This window comes from Corallococcus sp. CA049B (genome assembly GCF_003611685.1).
Classification (GTDB): domain Bacteria; phylum Myxococcota; class Myxococcia; order Myxococcales; family Myxococcaceae; genus Corallococcus; species Corallococcus coralloides.
Window position 1 is genome coordinate 21,625 of record NZ_RAWC01000048.1, and the last position, 26,582, is coordinate 48,206.

Annotated in this window: 19 protein-coding genes and 1 pseudogene; 12 read left to right on the forward strand and 8 right to left on the reverse strand. The window is 70.6% G+C overall.

The window, feature by feature from the left end:
* Nucleotides 1–17 precede the first annotated feature (17 nt).
* The 4 genes from D7W82_RS13720 to D7W82_RS13735 all read left to right on the forward strand — a co-directional run bounded on the left by D7W82_RS13720 (nt 18) and on the right by D7W82_RS13735 (nt 5,296).
* On the forward strand, nt 18–1,241 hold the full coding sequence (locus D7W82_RS13720) for an aspartate aminotransferase family protein (protein ID WP_120618782.1): 1,224 nt from the start codon (nt 18–20) through the stop codon (nt 1,239–1,241).
* Nucleotides 1,242–1,333: 92 nt separating this feature from the next.
* Nucleotides 1,334–2,650: a tetratricopeptide repeat protein gene (locus tag D7W82_RS13725; protein WP_120618783.1), complete on the forward strand. Its 1,317-nt coding sequence runs from the start codon at nt 1,334–1,336 to the stop codon at nt 2,648–2,650.
* Nucleotides 2,651–2,668: 18 nt separating this feature from the next.
* A complete protein-coding gene (gene dnaK, locus D7W82_RS13730; RefSeq protein ID WP_120618784.1) occupies nt 2,669–4,516 on the forward strand; it encodes a molecular chaperone DnaK in 1,848 nt (615 codons plus the stop codon).
* 3 nt (nt 4,517–4,519) lie between these two features.
* Nucleotides 4,520–5,296 (forward strand): tetratricopeptide repeat protein, encoded by a 777-nt coding sequence (locus tag D7W82_RS13735; RefSeq protein ID WP_120618785.1) that lies wholly within the window; start codon nt 4,520–4,522, stop codon nt 5,294–5,296.
* Nucleotides 5,297–5,314: 18 nt separating this feature from the next.
* Here D7W82_RS13735 and D7W82_RS13740 read toward each other — a convergent pair whose 3' ends face one another.
* The 6 genes from D7W82_RS13740 to D7W82_RS13765 all read right to left on the reverse strand — a co-directional run bounded on the left by D7W82_RS13740 (nt 5,315) and on the right by D7W82_RS13765 (nt 14,847).
* The gene (locus D7W82_RS13740) at nt 5,315–5,797 is read right to left on the reverse strand and encodes a MaoC family dehydratase N-terminal domain-containing protein (RefSeq protein WP_120618786.1); all 483 of its coding nucleotides are present in this window, start codon (nt 5,795–5,797) and stop codon (nt 5,315–5,317) included.
* 2 nt (nt 5,798–5,799) lie between these two features.
* On the reverse strand, nt 5,800–6,195 hold the full coding sequence (locus D7W82_RS13745; protein WP_014397831.1) for a MaoC/PaaZ C-terminal domain-containing protein: 396 nt from the start codon (nt 6,193–6,195) through the stop codon (nt 5,800–5,802).
* 125 nt (nt 6,196–6,320) lie between these two features.
* Nucleotides 6,321–12,026 carry a myxosortase-dependent M36 family metallopeptidase gene (locus D7W82_RS13750; RefSeq protein WP_147439326.1) on the reverse strand — a complete coding sequence of 1,902 codons (5,706 nt, stop codon included), beginning with the start codon at nt 12,024–12,026 and terminating at the stop codon, nt 6,321–6,323.
* Nucleotides 12,027–12,571: 545 nt separating this feature from the next.
* Nucleotides 12,572–13,741: an SDR family oxidoreductase gene (locus D7W82_RS13755; RefSeq protein WP_171424037.1), complete on the reverse strand. Its 1,170-nt coding sequence runs from the start codon at nt 13,739–13,741 to the stop codon at nt 12,572–12,574.
* Nucleotides 13,742–13,764: 23 nt separating this feature from the next.
* Nucleotides 13,765–14,361, reverse strand: coding sequence for a dephospho-CoA kinase (coaE, locus tag D7W82_RS13760; RefSeq protein WP_120618789.1), 597 nt, complete (start codon nt 14,359–14,361; stop codon nt 13,765–13,767).
* Nucleotides 14,362–14,364: 3 nt separating this feature from the next.
* Nucleotides 14,365–14,847: a hypothetical protein gene (locus D7W82_RS13765; protein ID WP_120591283.1), complete on the reverse strand. Its 483-nt coding sequence runs from the start codon at nt 14,845–14,847 to the stop codon at nt 14,365–14,367.
* 135 nt (nt 14,848–14,982) lie between these two features.
* Between D7W82_RS13765 and D7W82_RS13770 the strand changes: the two genes are divergently transcribed.
* From D7W82_RS13770 to D7W82_RS13790, 5 genes are all read left to right on the forward strand, one after another.
* Nucleotides 14,983–15,492 (forward strand): multiheme c-type cytochrome, encoded by a 510-nt coding sequence (locus tag D7W82_RS13770; protein WP_120618790.1) that lies wholly within the window; start codon nt 14,983–14,985, stop codon nt 15,490–15,492.
* Nucleotides 15,493–15,503: 11 nt separating this feature from the next.
* Nucleotides 15,504–16,124: a ribosome biogenesis GTP-binding protein YihA/YsxC gene (gene yihA / locus D7W82_RS13775; RefSeq protein ID WP_120618791.1), complete on the forward strand. Its 621-nt coding sequence runs from the start codon at nt 15,504–15,506 to the stop codon at nt 16,122–16,124.
* A 39-nt stretch (nt 16,125–16,163) separates the two neighbouring features.
* On the forward strand, nt 16,164–17,825 hold the full coding sequence (locus tag D7W82_RS13780; protein WP_120618792.1) for a DUF6178 family protein: 1,662 nt from the start codon (nt 16,164–16,166) through the stop codon (nt 17,823–17,825).
* Nucleotides 17,826–18,039: 214 nt separating this feature from the next.
* Nucleotides 18,040–19,323: an O-antigen ligase gene (locus tag D7W82_RS13785; protein WP_120618798.1), complete on the forward strand. Its 1,284-nt coding sequence runs from the start codon at nt 18,040–18,042 to the stop codon at nt 19,321–19,323.
* Nucleotides 19,313–20,467, forward strand: a complete 1,155-nt coding sequence (locus tag D7W82_RS13790) for a glycosyltransferase (RefSeq protein WP_120618793.1) — start codon at nt 19,313–19,315, stop codon at nt 20,465–20,467. The genes D7W82_RS13785 and D7W82_RS13790 overlap by 11 nt, the downstream gene beginning before the upstream one ends.
* A gap of 548 nt (nt 20,468–21,015) precedes the next feature.
* Here D7W82_RS13790 and D7W82_RS13795 read toward each other — a convergent pair.
* A complete protein-coding gene (locus tag D7W82_RS13795) occupies nt 21,016–21,978 on the reverse strand; it encodes an ornithine cyclodeaminase family protein (protein ID WP_120618799.1) in 963 nt (320 codons plus the stop codon).
* 147 nt (nt 21,979–22,125) lie between these two features.
* On the opposite strand from D7W82_RS13795, the gene D7W82_RS13800 reads away from it, so the two are divergent.
* The 3 genes from D7W82_RS13800 (at nt 22,126) to D7W82_RS13810 (ending at nt 26,338) form a co-directional block, all read left to right on the forward strand.
* On the forward strand, nt 22,126–25,038 hold the full coding sequence (locus D7W82_RS13800; protein ID WP_158617655.1) for a serine/threonine-protein kinase: 2,913 nt from the start codon (nt 22,126–22,128) through the stop codon (nt 25,036–25,038).
* A gap of 143 nt (nt 25,039–25,181) precedes the next feature.
* Nucleotides 25,182–25,607 carry a hypothetical protein gene (locus tag D7W82_RS13805; RefSeq protein WP_120618795.1) on the forward strand — a complete coding sequence of 142 codons (426 nt, stop codon included), beginning with the start codon at nt 25,182–25,184 and terminating at the stop codon, nt 25,605–25,607.
* A 377-nt stretch (nt 25,608–25,984) separates the two neighbouring features.
* Nucleotides 25,985–26,338, forward strand: a complete 354-nt coding sequence (locus D7W82_RS13810) for a hypothetical protein (RefSeq protein ID WP_233587521.1) — start codon at nt 25,985–25,987, stop codon at nt 26,336–26,338.
* Here the strand turns inward: D7W82_RS13810 and D7W82_RS40510 are convergent.
* Nucleotides 26,339–26,582: pseudogene (locus D7W82_RS40510) on the reverse strand (hypothetical protein); the annotation flags it as partial.

Here is a 26,582-nt window from a genome sequence, read left to right on the forward strand (position 1 = left end):
GAGAGAGGTACACCACCTTGCAAACGCCGTCCCCCGCATCCGCCCCTGGTAACGAGAGCCTCATCCAGAAGGCGAAGCAGCACCTGCTGCAGAACTACAAGCAGCAACCCATTGCCCTGGTGCGCGGGCAGGGCACGCGGGTGTGGGACGCGGACGGCAAGGTGTACCTGGATTGCATCGGCGGCATCGCCGTCTGCGCGCTGGGCCACTGCCACCCGGAGGTGGTCGCGGCGGCCAAGGCGCAGCTGGACACGCTGTGGCACGTCTCCAACGTCTTCTACTCGCAGCCGCAGATAGACCTGGCCGCGCAGCTCACCGACTGGGCGGGCCTGCCGCGCGCGTTCTTCTGCAACTCCGGCGCTGAGGCCAACGAGGCCCTCATCAAGCTGACCCGCAAGGTGATGAAGGACCGGGGCCAGCCCGAGCGCTTCGAGATCCTCACCTTCGAGAAGAGCTTCCACGGCCGCACGCTGGCCACCGTCACCGCCACCGGCCAGCCGAAGTACCACGCCGGCTTCGAGCCGCTGCCCCAGGGCTTCCGGCACCTGCCGTTCGGCGACCTGGAGGCGGTGCGCCGCGCCGTGGGGCCGTCCACCGCCGCCATCCTGGTGGAGCCCATCCAGGGCGAGGGCGGCGTGCGCATGGCGCCCCCGGGCTACTTCCAGGGCCTGCGCGCCCTCTGTGACGAGCAGGGACTGCTGCTGCTCGTGGACGAGGTCCAGACGGGCATGGGCCGCACCGGCCAGCCCTTCGGCTTCATGCACCACGGCATCCGGCCGGACGCCATCAGCATCGCCAAGGCGCTGGGCAACGGGCTGCCCATGGGGGCCATGCTCTGCCGCGAGGAGCTGGCGGGCAGCCTCTCCGCCGGTACCCACGGCTCCACCTTCGGCGGCAACCTGGTGTCCGCCGCCGCGGGCAACGTGGTGCTGCGGCTGATGCGCCAGCCCGGCTTCCTGGCGGAGGTACAGGCCAAGGGGGAGCACTTCCTCGCCGGCGCGAGAGCGCTCCAGGCCGCGCTGCCGGAGGGCCGCATCCAGGCCGTGCGCGGGCAGGGGCTGCTGTTGGGCGTGGAGCTGGACCGCGAGGTCGCCCCCGTCATCGCGAAGCTGCGCGACGCCGGCCTGCTGGTGAACTCCGCCGGAGAGGTGACGCTCCGGTTCGCCCCGCCCCTCATCATCACCCGGACCGAGCTGGACGAAGCGCTGGGCATCCTCCAGCGTGTCCTCTCCACGCTGTAGAAGGGGGAGCGGTTTGGCGGTTCCGGGAGGTTTGACGCCCTGCTTCCCGGACACCTACACTTGGGGATTCGCCAGCCCGCGGAACTGACACCTTGAGCGCGCCCAACCCCATCGTCGGCCTGGGGGGCAGGACCGACCACATCGCCACGGTTCCCCACCTGGACCCGGCCCGTCTCCAGCTCAGCCCGGAGGAGGGCTCCGTGCTGGCGCTGGTGGGCCGCGTCGAGCGCATCGACGCCGTGCTGTCCCGCTCCTCGCTGGGGGAGGCGCGCACCATCGCCGTGCTGCTGGCGCTGCGCGCCAAGGGGGCCATCGTGCCCGCCCGGGTGGTGCAGCGCGCTCCGCCCGTCGCCCCGGTGGTGGACGCCGCCCTGTCGGAGGAGGTGGACCTGGAGCCCGACCAGAAGCGCGACATCATCGAGATGGAGCGCTCGCTGGAGAAGCTGGATCACCACGCGGTGCTGGGCGTGGCCCGGGGCGCCAGCCCCCAGGAGGTGAAGCAGGCGTATTACAACGCGTCCCGCCGCTTCCACCCGGACCGCTACTTCGGCAAGAACCTGGGCAGCTTCCGCGCCCGGCTGGAGCGCATCTTCAAGCGCCTCACGGACGCCCACAACGCGCTCAGCCGCCAGGAGCCGCCGCGCGCCCCCGCGACGCCGCCCGCCCGCGCTCCGGCGACGCCTCCTCCGGCCGCCGTGCCCCCTCGGACGGTGTCTGGCGGCGGCTTCGCGGCGGTGTCGCCCCCGGCTGCTTCGGGCGCTCGGCCGCCGTCGGGGTCGTTCGCCACCGTGCCGCCTTCCGCCGCGGCGCCTCCGGAGGACGCGGAGTCCGAGGCCCGCCGCGCCGAGCGCCAGGCCCGCTTCGCGCGCCACCCGTACATGGCGCGCAGCCACAAGCTCACGGAGCTCATCGCCCGGGGCAGGGCGGCCACCGCGCGCGGGGACTTCGAGCGGGCGTACCAGGAGTTCAACCACGTGCTGGGCCTGGACCCGAAGAACCGCGAGGTCGCGCAGCTGCTGGTGGAGGCGCGCCGCAAGCACGACCTGACGCGCGCGCAGGCGGAGGTGGAGCGCGGACAGGAGCTGGAGATGCGCGGCGACTTCTCCGGCGCGCAGGCCGCGTACAAGCTGGCCGTGTCGCTCAACGGGGACAACCCGGAGGCGGCCTTCCAGGCGGCGCGCGTGGGGCGGGAGCTGGCGCAGGACGCGCAGGAGGTGCTGAAGCTCGCGCAGCGCGCGGTGGAGCTGAAGCCGGGGCGCGCGGACTACCAGCTCCTCCTGGCCCAGGTGCTCCTGGTGGCGGGGCAGAAGAAGCAGGCCAAGCACCACTTCGAGGAGGTCGCGCGTCTGGATCCCGACAACGCCGACGCGCGCGCCGGCCTCAAGAAGCTGCGCTGGACGTTCACGTGATGAGGTGCAGGCGTCCCCATGGCTGCTGAGCCCGAACCGCTGATTGGCATCGACCTGGGGACGACGAACAGCCTCGTCGCCACGGTGCAGGACGGTCAGCCCGTCATCATCAAGAACCGCACCGGCCAGCCCCTCACGCCGTCGGTGGTGGCGGTGTCGAAGAACGGCAAGCGGCTGGTGGGGAGCATCGCCAAGCGCCAGGCCATCACCAACCCGCAGGAGACGGTGTCCGCGGCCAAGCGCCTCATCGGCCGCAAGTTCTCCTCGCACCCGGTGCAGGACGCGCTGCGCGCGCTCACGTACCAGGTGGTGTGCGGCGCGCACGACGACGTGCGCATCCGGCTGTCGGGCCGCGACCTCGCCGTGCCGGAGGTCAGCGCCATGATTCTGGCGGAGCTGAAGGCGGACGCGGAGGCGCACTTCGGACGGCCCGTCACCCAGGCCGTCATCACCGTGCCGGCCTACTTCAACGACGGGCAGCGCCAGGCCACCAAGGACGCGGGCCGCATCGCGGGGCTGGACGTCCTGCGCATCATCAACGAGCCCACCGCGGCGGCGCTGGCCTACGGCTTCGGCCGCACGGTGAACGGCAAGGTCGCCGTGCTGGACGTGGGCGGCGGCACCTTCGACGTGTCGGTGCTCGAAATCAACAACGGCATCTTCGACGTGGTGGCCACGGGCGGTGACACCTTCCTCGGCGGCGAGGACTGGGACCACCGCATCATCGAGTGGATGGTGTTCGGCTTCGCCAAGGAGCACGGCATCGACCTGCGCAAGGACCGCATGGCGCTGCAGCGGCTGAAGGACGCCGCGGAGAAGGCGAAGGTGGAGCTGTCGTCGGTGAAGGAGACGCAGGTGCACCTGCCCTTCATCTGCACGCCGCCGGGCGGAGGCGCCGCGCTGCACCTGCAGTCCACGCTCACCCGCGAGAAGCTGGAGGAGCTCACGGCGGACCTGGGCGAGCGCCTGGTGGGCATCACGTCCGAAGTGCTGGGCGAGGCGAAGGTGCGCCCCTCGGACCTGAAGGAGGTCATCCTCGTGGGGGGCATGTCGCGCATGCCCCGCATCGTGGAGCAGGTGCGCCAGTACTTCCGCCGCGAGCCGTGCAAGGGCGTGCACGCGGAGGAGGTGGTCGCCCTGGGCGCCGCCATCCAGGCGCACGCGCTGGTGGGCCAGCAGAGCGAATTGCTGCTCCTGGACGTCACGCCGCAGAGCATGGGCGTGGCCATCGCGGGCGGCTACGTGCGGCGGCTGATTCCGCGCAACACCACCGTGCCCACGTCCGCCACGGAGGTGTTCGCCACCTCCAAGGACTTCCAGCGCACGGTGAAGATCATGGTGCTCCAGGGCGAGCACGAACTCGCGCACCACAACGAACTCCTGGGCGAGTTCCTCCTCACCGGCCTGCGCGAGGCGCCGCGCGGGCAGGTGGAGATTGAAGTGACGTTCGACATCAACGCGGAGGGCATCGTGTCCGTGTCCGCGCGCGACCGCGACACGGGCCTGCGCCAGTCCATCACCGTCACCGCGTCCAGCGGCCTGACGGAGGACGAGCTGCGCCGCATCATGGACGAGCAGCGCGACTGGCTGGTGGCGGCGCGCAACACGGAGGAGCTGAAGGCCAAGCGCGTGGAGCTGGACATCCTGGCCCGCGACCTGGTGGACGCGCTCTCCCGCGTGCGGCTCATGCCCGGGGCCGGAGGCCTGCCGCCGGACGTCGTCGCCCGCGCGGAGGCCGCCCTGGATTCCGCGCGTCAGGCGCGCGGCGCGGAAGACGTGGGCACGCTCACCCGGGCCTGCGACGCCCTGGCCCAGAGCCTGCCGCTGCTGCGCTCGGCGGGCCCGCGCGGCACGCCGGGGAGGTAGCCCATGAACGCGATCCGGGCCAAGGCGCTGGTCGAAGCCGGGTTGCTGCTGCGACTGAGTGGCGACATGGCCGGCGCGGAGAAGCTGTTCGCCCGGGCCCTGGAGCTGGACCCGGCCAACGCGCGCGCGCGCCGGCTGCTGGGGCGGGACGGCCCGGCGGAGCACGGCGGGGACACCGGCTGGAACCTGGCGGGCCCGGAGCAGGACGTGGACTGGGGCGCCTGGGCAGGCCCCACGGAGCCCGGCCCGGTGGAGGTCTCCTTGCGTGAGTCCGTGAGCCTGCCCGAGGGCACGGGCGTGCGCGGCGACGCGCTGGACCTCATCGCGGAGGCGCACCGCACGCAGGAGTTCGGGCTGCCGGACACCTTCACTCCCGCGGGCGGGCTGCCGGAGGGCTCGGAGGTGGAGAGCCTGCTGCGCGGCGCGGAGGACCTGCTGGCGCTGGATGACCACTCCGGCGCGGTGGAGCTGTTGCGCCGGGCCCAGTCCCTGGCGCCGGAGAACCCGCGCGTGGAGGCGCTGCGCGACCGCAGCGAGCGCATCCTGGTGTCCATGCTGGAGGCGCGGCTGGGAGATTTGCACCGCGTGCCGCGCGTGCGGTTGCAGCCGGATGACATCATCTGGCTCAACCTGGACCACCGCGCGGGCTTCGTGCTGGCGCAGATTGACGGCGCGGTGAGCTTCGACGACCTCTTCGCGCTGTCCGGCATGTCGCGCCTGGACACGGCGCGCATCCTCGCGCAGCTGCTCGACGAGGGCATCATCGCCCCCGGCGAGTAGCCGCCCGCGGCCTGGCCGTCACGCGGGGCGGATGACGGCCGTCCACACGCCGCGCACCACGGGCTCGCCCTTCGCGTTGCGCGTCTCCGTGGTGACGACGAGGAAGTCCAGCCCGGCCTTGCGGTACAGCTCCGTGATGGAGCCCGTGGTGGTGAGCACGTCCCCGGGGCGCATCACGCCCAGGAACTCCAGCTCCTGCTCCCCGTGCACCAGCCGCACGCGGTCCACGCCCAGCTCGGGATCCGCGATGGCGGCGCTGAAGGGTCGGATGGCGAACACCACCGCGAAGCTGGGGAAGGCGATGACGTCGCCGTACGGGCCCGCCTGGGCCGCCTCCTGCGAGTAGAGCAGGGGGCTGACGTGCGCCGGGGGCTCGCCGAAGGTGCCCGCGGAGGGCACGGAGCCGCCGAGGATGAGGGAGAACTCGCGCAGCTTCTCCCGGCCAATCTCATAGGTGAAGGGGCCGTACGCACGGCCGACGAACTTGGGGTCCAGGGCCATGGCTATCCGAGCGAGGTTTCCACGACGGCGCCCCGGAGGACGGGCTCGCCGCGCTGGTTGGTGGCGGTGACTTCCGTGGTGAGCCGGCCGTCCGCGATGGCGGTGACGCGGCCCTGGAAGGTGACGGTGTCCTCCGGCAGCACCGGCCGGGAGAAGCGCACCTTCACCCGGCGCACCCGGCCCGGGTCTCCCACGAAGACGGCCACCGCCTCCACCGCCCAGCCCAGCGTGCAGAGCCCCTGGAGGATGACGCCGTTGAAGCCGGCCTGCCGCCCCACCTCCGGGTCGATGTGGATGGGGTTGTAGTCCCCGGAAGCGCCCGCGTAATACACCGGCCGCAGCCGGTCGCACTGGCGGACGTGCGTGAAGGTGTCTCCCACCTGGAACGTGCGTGCCATGAGGCGCGGAAGCCTACCGCATCCCTGTGGCCGCGGACGCCTGGCGGAAAATGAAGAAGGGGCGGCCCCCACTCGCGTGAGGACCGCCCCCAAGTCACTTCAGGGCTTCAGGACGAAGCGCCGGCTTACGCCTTGCGACGGCGCGCGAGCGCCATCGCCGCGAACAGCGCCATCAGCGGCGCCATGCCGCCAGCGGAGCCGCCCGTGGAGGAGCAGCCGCCGCCGTCGTCGTCGGACTTCGGCACGGAGACCTTGATCTCGGCGGTGCTGGTGGCACCGGCCGCGTCCTTCACCGTCACGGTGAAGGTGTAGGTCTCCAGCGTCTTCTTGGCCGGCGGGGTGAAGCTGGCCTCGGCGGAGTTGGCGCCGGTCAGCGTCACGGAGGGGCCGCCCGTCTGCGCCCAGGTGTAGGTCAGCGTCTCGTTGTCCGGATCCGTGGACGTGGAGGCGTCAATCTTCACCAGCTCACCGCCGCGCACGCCCGAGATGACCCGGACCTTGGCGACCGGCGCCTGGTTCACCTGCTTCACGTTGACCGTGTAGACGAACGGGCCAGAGGTGGCGCCGTCCGAGTCCGTCACGGTGAGGCTGAAGGCCAGGGCCGTGTCGGCCTGGACCTGCGGCGCGGTGAACTTCACCTTCGCCGTGTTCGTGTTGTCCAGGGTCACCGACGGACCACCGACCTGGGCCCAGACGTAGGTGAGCGCGTCACCGTCCGGATCCGTGATGCCGGAAGCGTCCAGCTCCACGTTGCTGCCCTCGTCCGCGTCGATGGTGGCCGGAGCCTGGCCCACCGGGTGACGGTTGGACTTGCGCACCGTCACGTTGACCAGGTCGGACGCCGACTGGCCGTTCGCCGTCACCGTGAGCTTGAAGGTCAGCTCGGTGGGGGCCGACACGTCCGGCGCCGTGAAGGTCGCGGAGGCCGAGTTGGCGTGGGTCAGCGTCACCGCCTCGCCACCCGTCTGCTCCCACTCGTACGACACCGCGTCGCCGTCCGGATCCGAGCCGAAGCCCTGGAGCGTCGCCGTGGCGCGCGCGCTCGCCTCGAAGTCCGCGCCGGCGTTGGCCACCGGAGCGCGGTCCACGTTGTTCACCGTGACGTTGACCGTGTCCGTGGCGGACTTGCCGTTCGCCGTCACCGTGAACTTGAAGACGAGCGCGGTGGTGGCCGTGACTTCCGGCGCCGTGAAGGCCAGCGTGGCCGTCGTGGCACCCGTCAGCTGCACCTCGGTGCCGCCGATCTGCTCCCACTGGTAGCCGAGGGTGTCGCCATCCTCGTCCGCGCCAGTGCCTTCCAGCGTCACCGCCGTGCGCTCATCCGCCGCGATGTCCGCGCCGGCGTTGGCCGTAGGCGCGCGGTCCACGCCCTTCACCGTCACGGTGACGGTGTCGGTGGCGGACTGGCCGTTGGCCGTGGCGGTCAGCGTGAAGACGAGGTCGGTGTTGAAGGGCACGTCCGGGGACACGAACGTCGGCGTGGCCGTGTTCGCGCCCGTCAGCACCACCTGCGGGCCGGAGGTCTGCTCCCAGCTCAGCGTCACGGCGTCGCCATCCTCGTCCGTGCCGCTGCCGCTGAGGGCCGCCTGCGTGCGGGTGTCGACCGCGAAGTCCGCGCCGGCGTTGGCCGTAGGAGCGCGGTCCACGTTCCTCACCGTCACGGCGACGGCCTTGGTGGACTTCGCGCCGCTGCTGTCCGTCACGGTGACCGTGAAGTTCAGCTGCGTGTCCGCCGTCACTTCCGGAGCCAGGAACGTGGCCCTCGCGCGGGTGGCGTTGGTCAGCGTCGGCTTGGGCGAAGCGGGGCTCGTCTGGACCCAGGAGTACGTCAGCGTGTTCGCGTGAATCACGTCCGCGTCCGTGGAGCCGGAGGCGTCCAGGGTCACGGGCGTGGGGTCACGCTCGTCCACCGTCGCCGGCGCGGTGGCCGCGGCCACCGGGGGCTGGTTCACGTTGAGGACCTGGATGTCCACCGTCTTCGGGGCGCTCACCTTGCCAGCCGCGTCGGTGACGACGAGCTGGAAGCTGAGGATGTCGGAGTAGTCCACGTCCGCCACGAAGCTCGGCGTCGCGGTGTCCGCGCTGATCAGGGTGACCGGCGTGGCGCCGCCGACCTGGATCCAGTTGTAGGTGAGCGTGTCACCCGCGGCGGCATCCGGGTCGAAGCTGCCCGTGCCGTTCAGGGTGATGGTGGCGCGGTTGAGGACGCCGTTGACGAGCGTGCCCTCCGCGACCGCCGCCGTGCCCACGCGCGACGGACCGGCGTTGGCCACCGGGGGCACGTTGCACACGCCCGTGGACGCCGGCTGATCCGGCTGGCCCGCGAACACCGCCGTGGCGCCCTCGAACGTCACGTTGTCCAGGTCCAGGCCGTACCCGCCCACCGCCACGTCACCGCCGATGCGGAAGCGGAAGCGGACGTTCTTGAGGCCCAGGTCGGGGAAGAAGGTCCCGAAGTTGATGCTCGCGGCCGTGAACCCGGGGAAGCCATCGCTCACCTGCGCCATCGCGGCGCGGTCCTCGATGGGGTTGCCGCCGCCCGCGGCGATGTAGTCCACGTAGCCCGGATCCGCGTCCACCACCGGGTACAGATCCCAGGGGTCGATCCAGTCGATGCCGTCCACCGTGAACTCGAGCACCGCGCCGTCGTAGGAGGCGTTGGAGTCGAACTCGAAGGAGTGACGGTAGTTGTAGCTCATCACGAAGTCGGCCGCGTCATCCACCGTCAGCCAGGGGCTGGTGATGGTGGTCTCCGCGATCGTGCCCGGATCCACGCCGTGCGCGTAGCGGTTGACCGGCGAGCCGGACAGCGTCCAGTCGCCAGAGGACGACAGGTTCTGCGACACCGTCCACCCGGTCAGGCCGGACTCGAACGTCTCCGTGTTGCTGGTCGTGGAGACGTTGTCGTAGTTGACGCGCGGGTCGAACGTCACCGTCTTCGCCGCCGCCGGGATCTCGTTGGAATCGAAGGCGACCCGGATGCCGGCGCGCGCGGGCGAGCCGGAGACCGCGGTGACGTTGACGGGCACGGTGACCGTGGCGGAAGCACCGCGCGACAGGGCAGGGACGTTGATCGCGGCGCCGTTCGGGAACTCCAGCGTCGCCGTCGTGCTGGTGCTGCTGACGGTGCCGGTGAAGGCGCTCAGCCCGTTGCCGCCCACGTTGCGCACGGTGATCTTCAGCTCACCCTGCTCGCCGATGTCCAGGATGCCGTCCTGGTCGCAGCCGCCCGCGCCGTCGGTCAGCGTGATGCTGGTGACCTCCAGGTTGCCACCCTGCGCGAAGCTCTCCGTCACGCCGATGTGGTCGAACGCATCGCGGTCCGGCGACTTGGCGCCGAAGCCCAGGCCGCGCTTGGCGAAGGCCGCCACGAAGCCCTGGTAGTCCGCCGGATCGCTCGCGAGCGCGACGGCCAGCACCGCGTCACGCGCTTCCGTGAAGGTCGGCGCGTTCGGCGTCGCCTTGTAGGAGGCAACGAGGTACCGCTTCATGCGGTCCTGCGCCTCCTCGAACGGGTGCGCCTTCAGGAGGCTCACGTAGCACTCCCACAGCATCGTGGCCCACACCTCACCGCTGTTGTGGACCTCGCTGTTGTTGGCGGTGGACGCCGTCGCCAGCTCGTTGGGCAGGGTGGTGAAGTTGGCGATGTGCCGGAACGTGTAGCCGTTCTTGCTCATGTCCGTCGAGTAGGGCAGGCGACGGATGCCGTAGTAGTAGCCCTGGTTCTTGCCACCGCTCGAGACGTAGCCGGCGGTGCTGTAGACGCCCTGCCAGGTGCCGTTGCCCGGGATGTTCTTGTCCTCCTTGCGCACCTGCATCAGCATGGCGTGGAAGTCGCCCCAGCCCTCGCCCATGGAGCGGCCCTGGTTGTTGCTCAGGCCCGCGGCGTTACCGACGAGGCGGTTGCTGATGTAGTGACCCCACTCGTGCGCGATGATGCCGTTGTCGAGCGTACCGTCGCGGTCCTGGTCCGGCGCGCGCAGGAAGTGCACGGACACCGGCTCGGTCGCCGCCTTCCACGCGTTGGCCGCGGCCAGGGTGATCATCAGGGACGGCGTGGTGATCTTGGCGTCATCAACGCCGTTGCCGCCCATGTTGATGGTGCTGCCGGCGGCGTTGTTCGCGACGACCGTGGCGATGGCGCCCGCGTTCTGCGCGTTGAGCGACTTGACGACGAAGTTGCACGTCCCGCGGTCGATGAGCGCGACCTTCCCGGTGAAGTAGCCCGGGGCGAACGCGGCGCAGCCGTCCTTGTTGGTCTCCGGGATCTGGATCTCCCCCGTCACGTCGTACGCCTGCTTGCCGTAGCTGGCGGAGCCGGCCTCGTAGACACCGGCCAGGGTCGCGGGCGCCGTCACGGAAAGCTCGGGCGTGCCGTCGAACACGTACATCTGCATGCGCGGCGACGCACCGTCCGCCGGCGTGCTCATGTTCGCGTTGTTGCGGCCGCCGTAGTCCTGCGCCTGGGCCTGGAGGGGGTCGCCCTCCACGCCGCCACGGCCGAAGTTGAACGACTGGGCGTTGGCCGAGGCCTCGTCGAAGCCCGCGTCGTAGAACCAGTCGTGCAGGAAGTTGTTCACGTAGAACAGGTTCACCACCGAGGCCTTGATCTGCTCGGGGCTGAAACCCGGCCTCTTGGACGTGTCGTAGACGTACGAGAAGGTGTTCTCGCTCGTCGTCTCCGCGCGGAGGTCGTTCGTGCCGGGCTGGAAGCCGTCCGGCGCGTTCAGGTCCGCGTACGCGTCCACGTTGTTACCCGTGGTCTGCGTGGCGTTGGCCGGCAGCCAGGGGTCGTTCTTGCTGTAGGGGCTGTTGGCCAGGGTGATGTCCTTGGCCGGGTGGTTCAGCGGGGCCTGGTAGCCGTCCTTCTCGCCCGTGGGGTGCGGGGTCGCGACGTTGCCCTGGGGACCGTCCTCCGGGATGAACGGAGCTGCCTGGTCCGCCCAGACCTTGTACGTGAACGCCGTGCCCGCGTCCGCGGTCAGGTCGTTGCGGAAGAGGACCTTGCCGGTGGCCGCGGAGACCACGTAGCCGAAGTACTGGCTGGAGCGCGCGGCCTTGGGGCCGGCGTTCACTTCCACGTACCAGGCCGGCTCCAGGTTGCCGGCCAGCATGAAGTACACCTGCCGGGCGCGGGCCGGGGTGGCCAGGTCCTGCGGCAGCGCGGACTTCGTGGCGGGGGACAGCTCGAAGAAGGTGAAGTCACCCTTCGTGCCCGTGTTGACGAACGAGGTGGCCTGCGTGCCGGAGCCCGTCAGGTCCTTGAACGCGCCGGACACCGCGTCCGCGGCGCCCAGGTTGAAGCCGGCGCGCGCCTTGTTGCGCGCGGTGAGCGCCAGCTCGGACGGGGCCAGGTAGCCGCTCACGGCCACCAGGCGCAGGTCCTGGCCCATGACGACCTTGATCTCGTTGCGGAAGACGGGGATGCCACCCACCGACTGGTTGAAGGTCGCGATGATCGCGCCCTTGCCGGTGTTGTGCATCGAGCGCAGGTTGGCGCCCGAGACGTCGTCACGCGTCAGCCGGTAGCTGTCCGCCACGGCCTGCAGGTGCGCGCGCGCCGCGCCCTCCGCCGTCATGCCGTTGCGGATGACGGACTTGGACTGCGCGCCGTCCTGCGTCGCCCAGGCGAACGTCGGCACGCCGAGCCGCTGCTCGGCCTGCTCGATGCGAAGCCCGCGGGACACCGCCGTGTTCGCATCCACGGCGAGAGAGCGGGAGTCCCGCTGCTCCAGGAACGCGTCGTAGTTCGACCGCTCCTTGGCCCACGCACTGGTACCCGCGATGGGCACCAGCAGCAGGCTGGTCAACAGCTTTTCCCTGAGACGCATGCGCCTTCCTTCTTGGGGGTGATGTACTGCCGGACGAGGGGACTGCGAGAGACGACGACTGCACGAGGAGGGGTCCGCCGGGGGTGGCGGGCCGCTCCTTACGGATGGTGGACCGTGGGTGGACAACAGCCCGATAGGAAACGCTGCCCAACGCCACAGGTCGCATTGGCGACGTGCGAGGGGTTCTCAGCGTGAAAAGGAGGGACGCGCGAGGCGGACAGGGCGGGGGCGAAGCGCTGTGACAGGCCGGAAAGCCGGGGCACCACACCCGAACCCGGGGCGGACCATCCGAATCGACTGTCAACGGTCACCGGCAAGCGCTGCTCTCCAACCCACTCTCCCGGCCGCGGCTGTTTTCACCGCGCCAGATTCAGTGGGAGCGCATGCTAACCGGGACACTGTTTCGTTGAAAAGAGGGGGGCCCCGGTAACTTTGCGTTAGCAACCCAGTAACAATTGGCAGTCTGGAATAAGCCGTAGCAGCCGGGCGGACGCGAGCATGAAACATGTGCCGCGCCGCACCTTGCCTGTGGGATCAAACCCTGCTCAGCGGCGCGAGCGCGGTGCCGGCGCGCCTTCATCCGCGGAGGGCAGCGGACCGTGGTCCAGCGGGTCGTCGATCTCCGCGCCCTCCTTGCGCTGCTTGTACTGTTCCCGCACGTAGGCGACGAGCTGATCCAGATACGACGACAGCGGCGGGCAGCGCACGCCGGTGCCGTCGAGCAGCTCCAGCGTGTTGTGGCAGTTGTAGATGGCCAGGTGGTTCACGTAGCTGATGGCGGCGCGCTGGGGCCGGGCCAGCTTCTCCAGCACGGGCAGCCGCAGCATCACGTCCGCGGCGCGCGCGGACAGGTTGAAGCGCGGCAGCCGCTTGTGGGACTTCTCCGCGATGAGCTCGTACACGCGCCGCGCGCTCATGGGGTTGGGGTCCACCAGGTGGAAGGTGCGCCCCTTCGCCCTCGCGTCACGCGACAGCCGCCACACCGCTTCCACCACGAAGTCCACCGGGACGACGTTGAGCGGCGCCACGCCGTTGCCCGGCAGGGGCAGCGGCACCACCAGCGGAGAGGTGACGAGCAGGATGCCCAGGTAGTAGGGGCCCTCGAAGCGATCAATCTCGCCCGTGCGCGAGTCGCCCACCACGCTGGACGGACGGAAGATGGTGACGGGGAGGGTGGCGGAGGCGCGCTGCACCAGCCGCTCCGCCTGGAACTTCGTCTCCTCATAGGCGTTGCGGAAGGACTGGCCCCGGTCCAGCTCGTCCTCGGCGATGACGCCCACGCGGTCGCCGGACACGTAGCAGGTGGAGAAGTAGCTGAAGCGGGAGAGGTTCTCGCAGTCGCGCGCCAGCTCCAGCAGGTTGCGCGTGCCGTCCACGTTCACCCGCCACGCGGTCTCCTTGGGCACGCCCAGCTGCGATACGGCGGCCAGGTGGAAGATGTCCGTCACCCGTTCGCACAGGCGCTGGTACTCCTCGCCGGACAGGCCCAGGTGCATGTCCACCGCGTCACCGGTGAGCAGCTCCACGCGCGCGCCCTTCACCTTCGCCGCGAGCGCCTGTGCTTCCTTGAAGGCCTTGGGCTGCACGAGCGCATAGATGTGCCCCTTCGGGTCCTCCCGCGCGATGTGCTCCACCAGCCGCTTGCCGATGAAGCCCGGGTAGCCGGTGATGAAATAGGTGCCAGGGGCCTGCCGCGTCTTCGACGTCTCGCTCATGCGCGGCGCAGCATAACCGCCCGTCAGCCGTGTGCGAGCATCGCCCGCCACACCGCCTCCACCTGGGGACGGGTGGCCTCCGGCGCGCCGCTGTTGTCGATGACCCACGTCGCGTGGGCGCGCTTGTCGTCCAGCGGCATCTGCGCCGCGAGCCGCGCCTCCGCCTGGTCCGCCAGGAGCCCGTCGCGCGTCATCAGCCGCGCCTTCTGCACCTCCCGGGGCACCCACACCACGGCCACGCCCTCCATCGCCTGGTGCAGCCCCGTTTCGATGAGCAGGGGCACGTCGTAGACGGCGTGGGTGACCCCTTCCGCCTCCAGCGCCTGGAGCTTCTGGAGGAAGAGGGCGCGCACCTCCGGGTGCACGATGGCGTTGAGGGCGGCCCGCTCCTGGGCGTTCGCGAAGATGTGCGCGCCCAGCTTCACCCGGTCCAGGCGGCCGTCGGGGCCCACCACGCCGGGGAAGCGCTCGTCGATGCGCTTCAGGCCGGGCGTGCCGGGCTCCACCACCTCGCGGGCGAGCACGTCCGCGTCCAGCACGCGCGCGCCCATTTCCCGCAGCATCCGGCTCACGGTGCTCTTGCCGGAGGCGATGCCGCCCGTCAGGCCGAAGACGTGCACGGGCTACTTCGCGGCCTTGGGCGTGGTGAAGACGAAGGACTGCACCGTCTTGCCGTCCTCGTTGAAGAAGATGGCCACGCCCAGCTTCACGTAGAGGAAGTAGGTGCGGAAGTCGTCCGTCAGCTTGCGCAGGTAGCAGGGCGTGGCGGGCATGGCGCCGGCCGGGCACGCGGGGCCGTAGCTGTTCTCGATGGTGTCCTTCTCGATGACGGGCCCGGGGAACACGTCGATGCGCTCCACCAGCTGGGTGGCCGGGTCCACCTTGAACTGGGCCTGGGTGGTGCCCTTGATGGCCTCCTTGGCGAAGTAGGCCAGGATCTCCTTGTCCTCCTGGCTCATGGTCCGGGACGGCTCCCCGAACTTCTTCACCACGTCCTCCTTCTTGGAGGACCCGGGCTCGATGCCCTGCCACGGCTTGGCGGAAGCAGGCAGGGAGACGGCAAGGACGGCAACGGCGAACAGGACGGCAATCACGGGGGTCCGCATCTCGACTCCTCCCTAGCGGATCAGGCAGGCACGCCTCAAGGTCCGTTACCTCAAGCCACGCACCTGTCCACCCGGTATTCAATCACGAACGAGACGCCTTGCCCCCTCCAGGGGCCTCTGCTACGTGCTCAAGGCATGTCTTCTCGTGCCTTCCGGGTCTTTTCCGCCCTCTTGCTCGCCGCCTCCGGCGGCCTCGCCGGCGCCGCGGACTTCACGGGCCCCGACAGCTGCAAGGGCTGCCACCCGGAGGCGTACGACGCGTGGATGAAGTCCAAGCACGCCCGGGCGACGGAGACGCTGGCGGACAGCCAGAAGAAGGACGCGCGGTGTCTGTCCTGCCACGCGCCGGACCAGGCGGAGCAGCAGCTGGCGGCCGTCACCTGTGAGACGTGCCATGGCGGCGGGCAGTACTACTCGCCGTCCTATGTGATGAAGGACCCGGAGTTGGCGCGGCTGGTGGGGTTGGTGGACCCGTCGGAGAAGCAGTGCCGCACCTGTCATGACGCGTCCTCGCCGTCCCTGCGCCCGTTCGACTTCAAGGAAGCGCTGAAGGCCATTGACCACTGGTCCGCCGAACGCGCCCGCAAGCAGACCCGCGCGGACGCGGCCCCCTCCACGCCGGCTCCGGCCACGGCGAAGAAGTAAGTGACCTCCGCTTGATCAAGATCCTCGATTCCCGCTTCGTCACCACCGCCGTGGAGCTCAAGGGGCTGCCCACGGACCACGCCGCGGAGGTGGCCTTCGTCGGCCGCTCCAACGTCGGCAAGTCGTCCATGATCAACGCCCTGACGAACCGGCGGAAGCTGGTGCGCGTGTCCAACACGCCGGGGCGCACCCGCACGCTCAACTTCTTCGACGTGGACCTGGACCGGGACGGCGTGCGCCACACGGTGCGCCTGGCGGACCTGCCCGGCTACGGCTTCGCCAAGGCGAGCAAGGCGGACAAGGCCCAGTGGCAGGAGATGATCACCAGCTACCTCAAGAACCGGCACCGGTTGGAGGTGGTGGTGAGCATCATCGACGCGGAGGTCGGCCCCACGCCGGAGGACCTGCAGACGCTGGACTACCTCCAGGAGCACAACCGCCGCATCCTCGTCGTGGCTACCAAGGTGGACCGGCTGACGAAGGCGCAGCGCAAGCCCCGGCTGCACAAGCTGGCGGAGCAGCTGGAATTGCCCCGCGAGGCGGTCGTCCCGTTCTCCTCCACGGAGAAGCTGGGCGTGGAGGAGGTGTGGGGCACGCTGCTGGACACCTTCGGCAAGGCCACCCGCGTCTGAGGCTGCCGGGCCCGGGCGCGCTGTGGTAGCACCCCCGGCGTGTCCCAGAACGGCAAGACGAACGGTGGTGTCTCGCCCCTCGCGCCTCGCGAGGAGCGTCAGCGGTTGATGCGCCTGTCCCCGCGCCAGCGGGTGGCTGCGCTCTATGACGCGGAGGATACGCCCGCGCTGGTGCGCTCGCTGCCCGCGGAGGACCTCTACGTCACCATCCAGGAGGTGGGGCTGGCGGACACGACGGAGCTCGTGCAGCTGGCGTCGCCCGCGCAGTTCCGCACCTTCGTGGACCTGGGCGGCTGGGCGAAGGACAAGCTGGATCCGCACGCCGTCCTCACCTGGCTGCGCGCCGCGCGCGGCGACGAGCCGGAGGACTTCCTGCGCAAGGTGCACGCGGTGGACCTGGAGGTGGTGGAGACGCTCCTCAAGGAGTTCACCGTCGTCCACGACCTGGAGGAGAACCCGGACGTCAACCCGCAGGGCATGACGCTGGAGACCCCGGAAGGCCGCTACCTGGTGGAGCTGAAGGTGGAGGGCGTGGAGATGTCCGCCATGCGCGCGCTCCTCAACGATCTCATCGCGGAGAACCCCTTCGAAGCGGTGCGCCTCTTCGAAGCCGTGCGCTGGGAGATTCCCTCCGAGCTGGAGGAGACCGCGTTCCAGTTCCGCCGCGCGCGCCTGTCCGACCTGGGCTTCCCGACGCTGGAGGACGCGCTCGCGCTCTTCAGCCGCGTGGACGTGCCGCCGCGCCCCGCCGGGCCCGGGACGCCCGCGCTCACCGCCACGGGCGGCCACGTGGACTACCTGGAGGCGGCCTTCCGGGACCTGTCCGACGTGGAGCGGATGAACGCGGAGGACGAGCTGCGGGAGGTGGCCAACGCGGTGCTCGTCGCGGAGCTGGGCGACCCGGGCGACCTGGACGCCGTGCGCCGCGTGGGCGAATGGGTGCGCGACTACCTGTCGCTGGGCCTGGAGCACCTGACGGGCGCCGACCCGGCGAAGGCGCCAGAGGCGCTGCGCGACACGCCGCTGCGCCGCGTCTTCCAGGTGGGCTTCACGCTGACGCTCCAGCTCAAGTACCGCGCGGACCGCCTCTTCAAGGCGCCCTTCATGAAGCTGGACGAAGTGCCGCTGGTGCTCCCGGAGGAGGCCGCCGCGCTGGAGGCCCTGCGGCGCAAGCGTCCCCGGCGGGCGCTGCGCGTCCCGGGCGCGGAGGCGGTCCCGTTCCGCTCGCTGCGGGAGGTGGCCGGCTCGGAGGCGCTGCTCGCGCGGGCGGAGGGCCAGGTGGCGGCGCTGGGCGCGCTCCTGGGCGGCTCCGAGGAAACGGCGCACACGGTGCTGGCGCGCTTCGGCGTGTCGCTGGACGTGCTGGGCGTGGAGCGGCTGTGGGCGGCGGTCGTGTCCATGGCGGTGCTGGAGGAGGGCGTGGACGTGCGGCCCGTGCCGCTGGGGCGCACGGTGGAGCTGGGCCAGCGCCTGTTCGAAGGCACCCCGGACGCGCCTCGCCTGCGCGCGAGCGCGGCGGAGCGCGCGGTGGCGGCGCTTTCGCCCGCGGTGCCGGAGGCGGCGCGTGAAGAGCTGCGTCGGGTGGTGAACGTCACGCTGGCGCGGCTGCTGTCGGAGCTGGGCCCGGCGTGGCTGCGCGAGGGGCGCCTGGACCTCATCGCCTCCGCGGTCCTACCGATGGAGAGCGCGCCGGTCCCGTAGCTTTTTCAGCCTTGCCCCTCCCGGCGGTCCGGGTGGTCCCGCAACCGCCTGAAGATACAGGCCTCCCTCGCTGTCATCCCCTGGCACGCGCGCTGCTTTGCCCCTCGCCCGCTAGCTGTTTGCCGTTGGCAGACCGCGAACGGATGGGAAGCCCACGAGGGCCAGGGGCACGCGTGTGACGGGACGAGCGACCGACAGCGAAGGGGTGGCGTACATGGGACCGGGCGCGGAGGGGCAGCGTCGCGACGTACTGGCGTTCTACATGCTCGCGGGCTTCGCGGCGGTGATGTACGCGGTGCCGGGTGAGTGGATCCCCGCACTGGAGCCGCTGCGGCTCGCGCTGCTGACTTCAGGGCTGGGCGCGGGCCTGATGGTGATGCGCCGCATTGGCAAGGCGGAGCCCATCTTCTTTGACGGCGCGCGGGGCATCGCGCTGCTGATGTTCTCGACGCTGGCGTTCTGCTCGGTGGCGTGGAGCGTGAACCCGGAGGTGACGCGCTTCCAGGGCGTGGAGCTGCTCAAGCTCACGGCCATCTATCTGACGCTCGTCAACGTCATCACCACGCCCAAGCGGCTGGCGGTGGTGTGCGGCGCCATGGTGCTGGGCGCCATCGTGACGTCCATTGGCGTCATCAACTGGTACAGGGTCGGCGAGGACATGGTGGAGGGCTTCCGTTCGCGCTGGGTCGGCGTGTACGCGGACCCCAACCACATGGCCATGAACATGGTGCTGGTGGTGCCGCTCGCGGTGGCGTTCCTCGCGCGCAAGAGCACCCCGTGGGTGTTCCGCCTGCTGTGCGCGGTGTCCGCGGTGCTGGCGGTGGTGGCCATCGTGCTGTCGCACTCGCGCGGCGGTTTCATCGGCCTGTCGGTGGCGATGGCCATGTGGGCCATCCGTGAGAAGCGCCGCATGCAGGCCATCGTGCTGGGCACGGTGTTCGTCGCGGGCCTGGCGGTGTTCGCGCCCAAGAGCTTCTGGCAGCGCAATGAGACGGTGGCGTCGTTCCACGAGGACGCGTCCGCCATGGGCCGCGTCTACGCGTGGCAGGTGGCCAGCCGCATGAGCCTGGACAAGCCGCTGCTCGGCGTGGGCGCGGGCGGCTTCCGCTACGCCTGGTTCCAGTACGCGCCGCCGGAGGCGCACCGCGCCTACGTGGCGCACAACATCTTCCTCGACGTCATCGGGGAGCTCGGGTGGATTGGCCTCCTGTGCTTCCTGGTGTTCTCGGGAGGGGCCGTGGGCGGGGCGGCGGCCGCGTCCGCGGACCCGGAGATGGGATGGCTGGCACGCGCCCTCCTGGCGGCGGTGGCGGGCTACCTCGTCTGTGACTTGTTCTCGGGCTACATCCTGTCCGCGCACTGCTACGTGCTCTTCGGCCTGGCCGCGAGCGCGCACCGCATCGCGCAGGCACGGGAGCGCGCCCTGGCGGTGGGGAGGCAGCCGGCGATGAGTCCCGCGCCGGTGGCCACGTGGGAGGGGTCTGGGCATGCGGCGTGAGGATGCGCGGTTGGGGCAGGAGCCCCTCCGCCTGGTGCAGTTCACCCGGTCGTTCCACATTGGCGGCACCGAAGTGCAGGTGCTGGAGCTGCTGCGAGGCCTGCCCTCCAGCTACCAATTGCAGGTGTCTGTGTTGGAGGACGCCGGGCCCTTGATGGGCTCGGTGTGGAAGCTGGGGCACGCGCCGGAGGTGTTCCCCCTCAAGGGGTCGCTCGTGCAGCCCAACACGCTGAGGCAGATCCACCGGATGTCCCGGTGGCTCAAGGCCAACCGCGTGCAGCTGGTGCACGTGCACGACTTCTACTCCAGCATCCTCGCGGTGCCGGCCGCGAAGCTCGCGGGCGCGAAGGTCATCGTCGGGCGGTTGGACCTGTCCCACTGGCAGGGCAAGGCCCGCCGGCTGCTGCACGCGCAGATGACGCGCATGGCGGATCACGTCATCGCCAACGCGGAGGCCATCCGCCAGCTGCTCATCCACGAGGAGGGGCTGCCCGAATCGCGCATCTCCGTCATCCACAACGGCCTGGACCTCCAGCGCTTCGACGCGCGCGTGGCGGAGGGACTCAAGGACACACTGCCCGACACCGGCGGCGTGCCCACGGTCATCCACGTGGCCAACATGAACCACCCCGTGAAGCGGCAGGAGGACGTGCTGCTCGCGCTTGCCATGCTGCGTCATGAGGGGACGAAGCTGAACGCGTGGTTCGTGGGAGACGGGCCTCGTCGGCCGGCGCTGGAGAAGATGGCGCACGAGCTGGGGGTGGCGGACGGGGTGCACTTCCTCAAGCACCGCACGGACGTGCCGGCCCTCTATGGGCAGGCCACCTTCGGCGTCCTGTGCTCCACGGCGGAGGGCATGTCCAACGCGGTGATGGAGGGCATGGCGGCGGGGCTGCCCATGGTGGTGACCCGGGTGGGCGGCAATCCGGACCTCATCACGGACGGCGAGCGGGGCCTGGTGGTGGAGCCGGAGCGGCCCGCCCAGCTGGCCCAGGCCTTCCGCCGGCTGCTGGCCAACCCCCAGGAGGCCCGGAAGATGGGCAAGGCCGCCCGCGGCTTCGTCGCCCGCGAGCTGTCCCTGGAGAAGATGGTGCGCCGGCATGACGCGCTGTACCGCCAGGTGGCAGGACTGCCCCCTGGCTGAAACCCGCCCCCAGGGGCCGGGAAGTGTCAGACCGATCCGGATAATCCACGCCCGTCCTCAGCAATTGGGGGCGGGCGCGTTCGTAGAAATGAAGAGGCGGTTTTCCGCAGGGCCCTGGTTGTGTGCGCAGGTTATAGATGGGAATAGCTCGATTTTCGTGGATGTTGGTAGGCGAGGCGTGGTAATGGCGCCTCGGGCGTTGCCAGAGGCGGCGAGCGTGCCCACCCTGGGCATGGCGGATCAGGCGGGTGGAGGAATCACCGCCGGGACGCAGGGGTTTTGAAGGAAACGGACGCCGAGCGCGGGGCCCGAGACACGGGACGCGGGGCGGACGGCTGGAAACATGAAGGTGGCGTGGACAGGCCCGAGGGCCGCTCCACATCCGCCGCGACTTTACGAGGCCCTGCCAGTCGGCACGCGGCCCGGGGCGCTCGCCGGTAAAACTCCAAGGTGCCGGCGAGCGCTCTCTTTTTTGCCTCACAACTCCGCACCCGTGTGCCCGCTGGGGTCTTCTCCTCGCGGAGGATGCACCGGGTGGGGTGCGGGCGTCAGGCTTCGTCGACCAGGTCGAACTTCTGGCCCACGCCCTTCGCCAGGGCGACGTCGTAGAGCGCCCGGGCCAGGGCCACGTCCTGCACGGCGAGGCCGGTGGAGTCGAAGACGGTGATCTCGGTGCCGGTGCGGCCGGGCTTGCGGCCCGCGACGACCTCTCCCAGGGTGCCGGCGAGCTGCTCGGCCTGGATGAGCCCGTCGTGCAGCGGCACGTTGACCTCGCCGGAGTGGAGCGCCTGATCCGCGTCGTCGATGAAGACGCGCCCTTCGACGAGCAGGCGCGGATCCAGCTCCTGCTTGCCGGGGGCGTCCGCGCCCATGGCGTTGAGGTGGGCGCCGGCCTGGACCCACTCCCGGCGGACCACCGGGGCGCGCGCGGGCGTGGCGGAGCAGACGATGTCCGCGCCGGAGGCCTCCTGGAGGCTCACCACGCGGCCGCCCTTCTCCTTCTGGAGCGCCTCCGCGGCCTGGGTATTCACGTCCGACAGGAGCAGCTCCAGGTCCCCGAAGAGGGCGCGGTGCGCGTCGATGAGGACGCGCGCCTGCACGCCGCAGCCCACGAGCCCCAGCGTGCGGGGCTGCTTCTTCGCCAGGTACTTGGACGCGATGCCGCCAGCGGCGCCGGTGCGCCACGCGGTGAGCAGCGTGCCGTCCAGGATGGCCAGCGGGGACGCGGTGTCCGGGTCGCTGAGCACGTACACGGCGCGCACCGTGGGCAGGCCGTGCTTGCGCGGGTTCTGGGGATGGGCGTTGACCCACTTCACGCCGGCCGCGCCGTCGAGGAACGCGGGCATGGCGCGGAAGTCGCCGTCGTACTTCGGCAGGGACAGGTACACCTTGGGAGGCATGAGCGCGTCGCCGCGGCCATGGGCCAGGAAGGCACGCTCGACGGCTTCCAGACCGAGCTCGACGGTGTAGAGGCCGCGCAAGTCCCTGGCGCTGAGGAGGAGGGTGGGCATGGGCGCCGCTATACCCAACCGCCCCTGACCGCGTGCGTCGTGCCAGATGTGCAATGTCTGCCATTGGCCATTTTCACAATCACTACCCGGAGCAGGTGGGCAGGCGCGGATAATGGGGAAAGGCGGGTTCGGGGTAGGCTGGGAGTGATGAAGACCTCCCGGCCCACTGAAGACACCGGTTCCCAGGCGCCGAACACGGGCCACCCCACAGGTGACTCCAGCGGGCCGGAGCGTCCGCTCCACGCCACGCGCGTGGGCCGGTATGTGTTGCTGGCGCGGCTGGGCAAGGGCGGCATGGGCGAGGTCTTCGAGGCCTTCGACCCGGAGCTGCGCCGCACCGTCGCCATCAAGCTCTTGCATGAGCGGCGCCTTCCGGACGAGGAGGAGGACGCCCGCGCGCTGCGGCTGGTGCGCGAGGCCCAGGCCATGGCGCGCCTGTCCCATCCGAACGTGCTCACGGTGCACGACGTGGGCACGCACGAGGGCCGGGTGTTCATCGCCATGGCGCGCGTGGAGGGCGGCACGCTGCGGCAGTGGCTGCGCGAGGGGCCGCACCCGCAGCGCCATGTCCTCGCGGTGTGCCGGGCCATGGGGCAGGGGCTCGCGGCGGCGCACGCGGCGGGGCTGGTGCACCGGGACTTCAAGCCGGACAACGTGCTCTTGGGCCGGGACGGCGGCGTCTGGGTGACGGACTTTGGCATCGCGTCCGACGCGGGCGTGGGCACGGAGGCAGGGCCCGCGGTGCCGCTGGCGGCGCTGTTGGAGGGGCCGCTCGACACGCGGCTCACGGCGACGGGCGCGCTGGTGGGGACGCCCGCGTACATGGCTCCGGAGCAGTACGCGGGGCGCGGGCCGGACGCGAGAGCGGATCAGTTCAGCTATTGCGTGTCCGTCTACGAGGCGCTCACCGGCCAGCGCCCCTTCGAGGAGGGGACGCTGCGGCGCATGGCCGTCACGCTGCTGGACTCGCAGCGGGCACCCCAGGGCGCGGTGGTGCCCCGGGTGGAGCTGGAGCCGCCCGCGCATCCGTCCGTCCCGGGCTGGGTGCACCGCGTGCTGGCGCAGGGCCTGGCGGTGGCGCCGGAGCAGCGCTTCGCGTCCATGGAGGCGCTGCTGGCGGCGCTGGAGCGCGACCCGGAGGCGGGACGGAAGAAGCTCGCGGGCCGCTCCATCGCGGTGGTGGCCGGGCTCCTCCTGGGCGTGGGCGTGGCGTGGGTGCGTCCCACGCCGTGCAGCGGCGCGCCCAAGCTGTTCGCCCGGGTGTGGGGCCCCGCGCAGAAGGCGGCGGTGGCGGAGGCCTTCGAGAAGAGCGGCGCGACGGACGCGGACGGTGCGTTCGACCGCGTGGAGCGCGCGCTGGATGCGTACGCGTCGGAGTGGAGCCGCATGCACCGCCAGGCGTGCGAGGCCACGCGCGTGACGGGAGAGCAGCCGGAAGCGCATCTGGCATTGCGCATGTCGTGCCTGGACCGGCGCCTGCGCGCGGTGGACGCGCTGAGCACGGAGCTGGCGCACGCGGACGTGGCGCTGGTGCAGCGCAGCGCGGAGGCGGTGGATTCGCTGCGCGGCGTGTCCGGCTGCGCGAACGTGGAGGCGCTCTCCGCCGCGGTACCCCCGCCGGAGGACGAGGCGGCGCGCACCCGCGTGGAGGCGGTGCGCCAGGACGTGGCGCATGCGCAGGCGCTGCTCGACACGGGCCGCTACTCGCAGGCGGTGCCCGTGGCCCGGGCGGCGGTGGAGGCGGCGCACGCGACGCGCTACCGGCCGGTGGAGGCGGAGGCGCTCCACGTCCTGGGCTGGGCCCACCACCGCATGAGCCAGTCGCGCGACGCGCGGGCCACGTGGCACGAGGCCATGGCCGCCGCCACGGCGGGGCGGCATGACGAAGTGGCGCTCCAGGTGGCCACGGAGTTGGTGCTCGGCCTGAGCGGGGACCCCGAGTGGTTCCCCGAGGCCCACCTGTGGAGCGCCCAGGCGCACGCGCTCATCGAACGGCTGGGCTCCGCGCCGGACCTGGAGGGACGGCTCGCCAACCACGAGGGCATCCTCGCGCTGAACGAGGAGGCGCTCGACGCGGCGGCGGGGCACTACGCGCGGGCCCTGGCGCTGCGCGAGCGCACCCTGGGGCCCACGCACGTGGACACCGCGAAGGTCTACAACAACCTGGGCATGGTGAAGCTGCGCCAGGGCAAACAGGCGGAGGCCAGCGCGCTGTATCAGAAGGCGCTCGCCATCTACGAGGAGCGGCTGGGGCCGGTGCACCCGCTGCTCGCGGGAACGCTCACCAACCTGGGCTTCGCGGAGCAGGAGGCGGGAAACCTGCCCAAGGCGCTGGAGTGGTTGCAGCGCGCGTACACGCTGCGGCAGCAGACGCTGGGGCCGCTCAATTCCCAGACCTTGCTGCTGCTCCACGACATCGCGCTGGTGCAGGAGTCGCTGGGCGCGCCGGACCGGGCGCTCGCGCTGCACCGGCAGGCGCTGGAGGGCATGCGTCAGGGCTTCGGCGCGGAGAGCCGCCAGGCCATCGACTCGCTGAAGGCGCTGGCGGGCGCGGAGGAGCGGCTGGAGCGGGACGCGGACGCGCTCGCGCACTTCCAGGAGGGCCTGGCGCTCCAGCGCAAGGTGCTGCCGCCGGAGGAGTTCGCGGTGGACACGCTGGAGGAGGACGTGGGGCGGCTGATGGTGGCGCAGGGCCGTCCGAAGGAAGCGGTGCCGCTGTTGCGCGCGGCGCTGGAGTCCAAGTCGCGCTCGCTGGGCGCGGACCATGCGCGGACCCTCCACAGCCGCACGGCGCTGGGGCTCGCGTACTTCCTGCTGGGGCAGGGCGACAGCGCGCGGGAGCTGCTGGAGACGTCCGAGCGGGTGCTGGCGCCGCTGGGCTGGAACCCGGTGGACGCGGCAATGACACACTTCGCGCTCGCGCAGGCGCTCTGGAGCCAGCCGGCGGAGCACGCTCGGGCGATGACGCTCGCGAAGCAGGCCGAGGAGGGCTTCACCCAGGGCGGCTCCATGACGCGGCGCGAGCTGGCGCAGGTGAAGCAATGGATTGCCAGCCGCTGAGTCTCACAATTATTGGATTTGGCCGCTATTGATGGAATTGCAGTGGAGGCCTGGAGTGGTCTGTCCAATCTGGATTGCCTAACATGCGGCCTTGTCGGAAGGCTGGGCGCCATGCCGGCGTCCCCTCGGACAAGGAGTCATCCATGAAGCCTGGAATCGCGTTGCTGCTGTGCACGGGTCTGGCATTGACGGCGTGCGGTGGAGCGATGACGCCCGAGGAGGCCGCCGCCGAGGAGACGCCGCTGGCCACATCGGAGGCCGCGCTGATCACGTGTGGCGATTGGGTTGGATGGAGTGACACCGGCGTGGTCAGGTGTTTGTCGAATCCAGACTGTGGGACCAACTGGGTTTGTGAGCCGAGGTTGAAGGCGGACGACGCTCCGTCCCTTGATGATGGACCCCAGCAGAGGCCGCCGGTGTGCCCCGCGGGCCAGGTGGCCGTCCCGTACGTCAACTCGGGCAAGATGCGTTATCAGTTCCAGTACCGGGCTTGCTACGACGAGGCCGGCAACTACACGCACACGGAATATCAATACCGGAACTACGCGAGCAGCTGCATCAGTTGCTGATCAGCTCCACTGAGGCTCCCCTCCCTCATCACCGCGCTGGATGTCTTCTGCGTGCCCTCTGCTGACGCTGGCGGACAGCGTCAGGAAAGGCATTGTGCAGGGCGGCAAATCGACGCGGTGCAAGCATGTGGTGATGAAGCAATGGATTGAAGGTCGATAGGTTTGCCGCTTTTTGAACGGATGGGTCTTGTCGGAGGGTCGTTGAAAGGCCTGTGCTGGTCTGGCAGGCCGGGATTGTCTAAAGTGAATTCCTGTCGGATGGCCGGGCGCCATGACGGTGCCCCCTCGGACAAGGAGTCCCCATCATGTCTGGATTTTCATTGCTGCGCGTCGTAGGCGTCTGCACGGGTCTGGCGTTGACTGCGTGTGGGGGGCCCATGACGGCCGAGGAGGCGTCGCTCGCCACGGCGGAGGCCGCGCTCGGCTCGTGCGGGACCTGGTCCGAGTGGAGCAACACGGGCGGGCAGATTTGTACGGACAACCGCACCTGTGGCTACTACTGGTATTGCGAGGGCGATCTGATGGCGGGTGATACCCGTTCCCTCGCGGGTGGGGGCGGGCCCGAGACCCTCCCTCCGCCGTGTGACGATGGCAGCTATCCCTACCAGCGCGGCAAGCCGGGCCTGTCCAACCTGCAGTCCAGCTATCGCGTGTGCTTCGACGCGTCCGGCACCTACACGCACACGGAATATCAATACCAGTACGCCTTCAGCGGGACCTGCGGCTGCTGATCAGCTCCACCACCAGGCCGCCGCGGCGAGCAGGCTCCCCGCCACGGACACGGCCACCCACTTGAGCCACGGCGCCTGTGAGGACGGTGGCGGCTCCTCGGAAGGCCGGAACCGCTTCACGGGTTCCGGGAGCCGGGCCTGCTCCTTCACGGGGGCGGGCTCCGGCGGCTGGGACACGGGGCGCCGCGGCCTCAGCGCCTGGGTCGGCGCCTCCGAATGTTGTGGGGGCGCGGGCTCCAGGGGC